The 4877-nt window shown below is 32.2% G+C and carries 6 protein-coding genes; 3 read left to right on the plus strand and 3 right to left on the minus strand.

The annotated features are described in order from the left end of the window. A partial coding sequence (locus AC1DRF_RS16705; protein WP_477741197.1) for a hypothetical protein occupies window positions 1-328 on the plus strand: 328 nt, incomplete at its 5' end. 68 nt (window positions 329-396) lie between these two features. Here the strand turns inward: AC1DRF_RS16705 and AC1DRF_RS16710 are convergent. Then, window positions 397-561 (minus strand): hypothetical protein, encoded by a 165-nt coding sequence (locus AC1DRF_RS16710; RefSeq protein WP_477741198.1) that lies wholly within the window; start codon window positions 559-561, stop codon window positions 397-399. A 37-nt stretch (window positions 562-598) separates the two neighbouring features. Between AC1DRF_RS16710 and AC1DRF_RS16715 the strand changes: the two genes are divergently transcribed. Next, a complete protein-coding gene (locus AC1DRF_RS16715) occupies window positions 599-790 on the plus strand; it encodes a hypothetical protein (RefSeq protein ID WP_230184280.1) in 192 nt (63 codons plus the stop codon). 270 nt (window positions 791-1060) lie between these two features. Here the strand turns inward: AC1DRF_RS16715 and AC1DRF_RS16720 are convergent, their stop codons facing one another. Both AC1DRF_RS16720 and AC1DRF_RS16725 read right to left on the minus strand, forming a co-directional pair. Beyond that, window positions 1061-2485, minus strand: a complete 1425-nt coding sequence (locus AC1DRF_RS16720; RefSeq protein ID WP_477741199.1) for a spore germination protein — start codon at window positions 2483-2485, stop codon at window positions 1061-1063. 208 nt (window positions 2486-2693) lie between these two features. Continuing rightward, a complete protein-coding gene (locus AC1DRF_RS16725; RefSeq protein ID WP_318331410.1) occupies window positions 2694-3587 on the minus strand; it encodes an EamA family transporter in 894 nt (297 codons plus the stop codon). A 337-nt stretch (window positions 3588-3924) separates the two neighbouring features. Between AC1DRF_RS16725 and AC1DRF_RS16730 the strand changes: the two genes are divergently transcribed. After that, on the plus strand, window positions 3925-4458 hold the full coding sequence (locus tag AC1DRF_RS16730) for a GNAT family N-acetyltransferase (RefSeq protein WP_427076672.1): 534 nt from the start codon (window positions 3925-3927) through the stop codon (window positions 4456-4458). Window positions 4459-4877 lie beyond the last annotated feature (419 nt).

The following is a 4877-nucleotide window of genomic DNA, read 5'->3' on the forward strand; positions in this document are numbered from 1 at the left end:
TATTATTGAATGTTTTCCGAAAACATCATCTTTTAAAGGCTTATTGGATAATGAGTATTTTGAAGTTAACGAAGAGAAATTAAAAGGAAAAAGACTTATTTTTAAGTCTTTTGGAGATAGTATTCACTGTTTAACAACTGGTTTGGATGTTGAAGATACTGATGCTGTCAATTTTGAGTTAGTTGAAATAGATGTTGTATGCTCTCAATCCAATAGGGTTACAGGTATTGATGGATGTACTACTTTTTTTATTCATAAAGACGATATAGAATTTGTATTTATTGCTGAGACCTTCAACCAAAAAAGAGTTAAAAGGATAATTTTTTAGAAGGTTAGACCTTATAAAAAAGTTTTATACTGAAGAATAAACAACAGAAAGCAACAGCTCGCTAGGGATTATTGCTTTCTACTAATATTTTCATTTTCAATATAAGAATATAAAATCTTCAAACACACTGCAGCCTCATCATCACACGAAATAGAAGTTATTATATCTTCAAGCTTTACGATTGCTTCACCGTCAGGTTCTCCATCATTAGTCAGGGTAGAAATAATAGTCAAAGGTAGAAAGTCTTCCAATAATTTAGGAGGTTAAATTTTGAAACCATTTTACAGATTTTTATTAATCTTTACATTCTTTTTCATCAGCAATTTAATAGTAAATGCCTTTTTTAAGCATAATTTAAATATCCTAACAGCCTTTTCAGTTGCATTTGGTAGTGCATTCGGTTTGTTCCTTGTTGAAATCTATGCGATAAAAAAGTTGTTTAAAGATGTAAAAGATGAATGAAATACACATTATTCAATGACCGATAAGAAATAAAATGGTGTCAGTAAAAACTGACACCATTTTATTTGCTATTTAATTAGTGAATTTGTACTCAAAAAGGGTGCGAAATCACTGGTTTTTTTATTTATTTTTTAACATTTTCTACTTCAAAACTGAACTACTTAAACTTATCAGTTGTTTTTTCTGTTTCATGAATGATAATCAATGCTTAGCTGACGTTTCAGAACATCTTGGATAATTTATTCAAAACGTTAAAAGTTTATGTTTTACCTATTCAACATTTGGAAATTCATGAGACTTTCTTTGAAGTTTACGCAAATTCCCACGGACGAATATATCTTGAAATTCATCACACCTAAATGGAATAAGAGGTGATAAATACGGTACACCTACTGATTTTAACTGTACAAGATATAGAATAACAATAGTTGAAACAAGCATAATGCTTGGCAAACCAAAGTAATAGCAAGTAAAGAAATATAAAAATCTTAATGAACCTATTCCACTTTGTCCTCGATAAATAACTAAAGTAGATAGATAAACACTTAATCCTGTTACTACTAAGCTTGCGGGATGGATAAGTTTAGCTGAAACAGACATTTCACCAATAACAATAGTTGCTAACAATGTGATGATGATAACCGTTCCTTTGGGAGCACGTGTGCCTATATCAATTAATATACGAAATAAAATAAGTAAAAGGGCTATTTCCCAAAACGTAGGTAATAATTCTCCATGGTTAAATAGATCTTTTTGGATTTTTTTACTGTATGTATCACTATGGAATTTTTCTAGACCAACATAAATGCCAGGAATAAGAATCGAAGTAATAAAGCCAAAATATCGAATAGACCGATTGACCAAACGTCCAGTTTTTAAATGAAAGTCATCTGCGGATTGAAAGAAATCGACAAATAAACTCGGGGCTATAATCGAATAAGGGGATCCATCTACGAATACAATTACTTTACCTTCTAAGAGAGCTGAAGTCGTTGTGTCCACACGCTCTTTTGTCATAACTAGGTTAACAAAAGTTTTAGGTTTTCCTTCAATAGCATCTTCGACTATTCTTGAAGCTAGTATGTAGTCTACATCTATCTTAGAGATTCGATGCTGTACTTCTTGTAAAATGGATCGATTCACCAAGTGTTTCATGTAAATGATAGATATATCTGTTTTTAAATGTGTGCCACATGGTTTTGTATCAATGATTAATTGGGGTGTCTGAATAATACGTCGTATTATATTTATATTGGTCGTTAGAGTTTCTGTGAAACCTACTGCTGGTCCTCTTATCGCTCGTTCTCCTAATGTTTCTTCTAACCCTCGCTCTATCCATTTAGTTGTAGGTATAAGCAATCCACTTGTTTCTCCCTCTATAAGAAGAAAGGTATTTCCTTTAACCAAAGCATCTTGGATCTCTTCAACTGACTGAGTTTCTTTCAGAGAAGCAGAATTAACAATAGTCTTTATTTGCTGGATAGATGGATTATCTTCATTAACCGTTTCCCATGTTTGCTGTAAAGGTTCAATAATATATTTTTGTATCTGGTCTTTATCTACAATTGTATTTAAATAAAATATTGTAATTTTATCTTTTAAAATGGTCCTTTTCTCAAAATCACTTGTGATTTGAAATTGTCTTTCAATTCTCTTTGAAATATTTTGAGAAGATTTATTTAATGAAGAAGACATTATATTCACCTTTAAATTAGTTTTATTGTTTAATTTGTGCTTATTCAACCATTATTATGCGGTGTATATAATCGTTAAGAAAATAAAGCTCTTACCTAATATCAGTTAGAATGGAATATTATATATCATTAAGTAAAAAACTACCCTTTGCCAAAATAGATTGTTTGGCAGGGTAACTTTTCAATTATAGAAATAGTGAGTGCAAATGTTATACGTTTTTCTTTATTAAACGAGTGGTCTTATGACTCTGAACGTTTGGATACGCAATTCCACCTAGAATGATGATCACACCGATCCATTGAAGGAAGGTGACGGTTTCGTGTAGAACAAGTGTAGACATAATTACGGCCGTTGGTAACTCTGATGCACTTAGAATGGTCCCTAAGCTTCCACCTACTTTAGGCATGCCAATATTAAATAAAATAGGTGGAACAAGTGAACCGAAGAATCCAGTAAGAAGACCATACATGAATAGTCCATCTGTAAGCGCACTGTTTATAAGAAATACTGGTGGTAATGAAATAAATATAAGCAATGACGCTCCGGTTGTCATAATAGCGCTTTTATAAATAGGATGCACAGATATATTTGTGTTCCCACTTATAAAAATAAAGAAAGCAAAGGAGCAAGCAGCAAGTATACCCCAACTGATTCCAGCAAAAGAAAAAATGATGCCAGTTTGCAAAAATCCAGAAGCAAGGACAGAACCGAGAAGAATAATTATCGTTGAGATGAAGCTTTTTCGACTGGGTGCTTCTTTAGTAAATACATATTGCAAAACCATACTTATCCATGTGAATTGCAGTAGAAGAATGATGGCAAATGAGGCATTAATATAACCAAGCGCTTGATTATAAAAAATACCTGTTAGCCCCATCGGTATGCCTCCTATGGCTAAAGTAACCCACTGTTTACATTTCAAACGGTCTTTTGGAACAAAGATTGCAATAGCCCACAACATGATAGCACCAAAAAAATATTGACTTCCTGTTACTTCACTTAGTCTAAATCCCTCACTATACCCTAATTTGACAAACGTTGATACCACTCCATAAGAACAACCACCCAGAAAAACAAGTAAAGCATAGTTTAAAATTTTCATTATTAAATCCTCCATACAACACAATAAAGCCACCCATCTCAAATATGAGATGGGTGGCGAAAAGTAAAATAATAAATTCAAACGAAAAATCCACCTGCTGTAAACAGACTTTTACAGCTTTTAGTTATTTTAATAATTTATATTATAGAATTCCCACCCTTAAGTATCAAGCTAAAATTTAGAAAAGACGCTGGAAGAACTATAATTTCCGTTAATTTCCATTATGGTAACTACCTCTGTATATCACATACATTCAATATTAGATAATAAAACTTTTTTTTATATATAGTAAGTATATAAAGTTAATTATGTTTAGAATGTAGAAGGGGTGCTTAAGGTGAAAATTAGAAAAGCAAACATAAACGATATAAGGGTGATATCAAAGATTTATGTTGATACGTGGAAGACAACTTATAATGGTTTAGTTCCAGACAACTTTCTAAACGAACTATCGTATGAAGAAGCTAAAAATAAATGGATGAAATTTTTTAGTGATTCACTACATAAATCATTTATTTACATTGCTAGTAATGACTCTGAAGAAATTATTGGATTTGCAGCAGCTCAAATTAATAATGACAAGGAATTTAAAGGAGAATTATACGCACTTTACCTGTTACCTGCTGCTCAAGGACTAGGTACTGGAAGAAGTCTAATTTCAACTGTTGCTGAACATTTTATGAATGAAGGTATTTCTTCTATGATGGTATGGGTGATGAAAAATAACAAATCTGGACGTGGATTTTATAAATGTTTGGGAGGTAAGTATTATACTCACCGAGAGAGCCAATTTGGAGAGTGCATAGTAGAAGATGAAGCATATGGATGGAAAGATATTTCCATTCTATCGCTCAGTAATAGAAGTAAATAATTATGAAACAACAAGCATTGTTATTGCCGTAAATACCGTATGTATCCCCATACGTACCGTTTGCATTTAATCCTAACCACCTTTTTCCTAATGGGTTGCGATCGCCCCCAGGAATATGTCATGTATAGTAAGGGCGGTTTTTAATTTTGTTTACCACTTTAAAGAAGCCAACAGATGTTTTATCCCATGTTTTTCCCATTGCTACTGAATCAAACATTTCAATATAGCCATTGTGAAAATAGGCAAGCTTGTTGTAGTACTTGTTAATAATATCAAATCTTGATTCGTAGGCTTACTTGCTGCTTCTGTTTTCACCTGATTCACTCCACATAATGCGACCATTAATAAGGTAAGAACGGTCATTGATTTCATAAAATATTTCATAAAAATGTTCTTCATAAAAACTCTCCTCTTTTTTT

The organism is Priestia sp. P5_B4 (assembly GCF_056400385.1).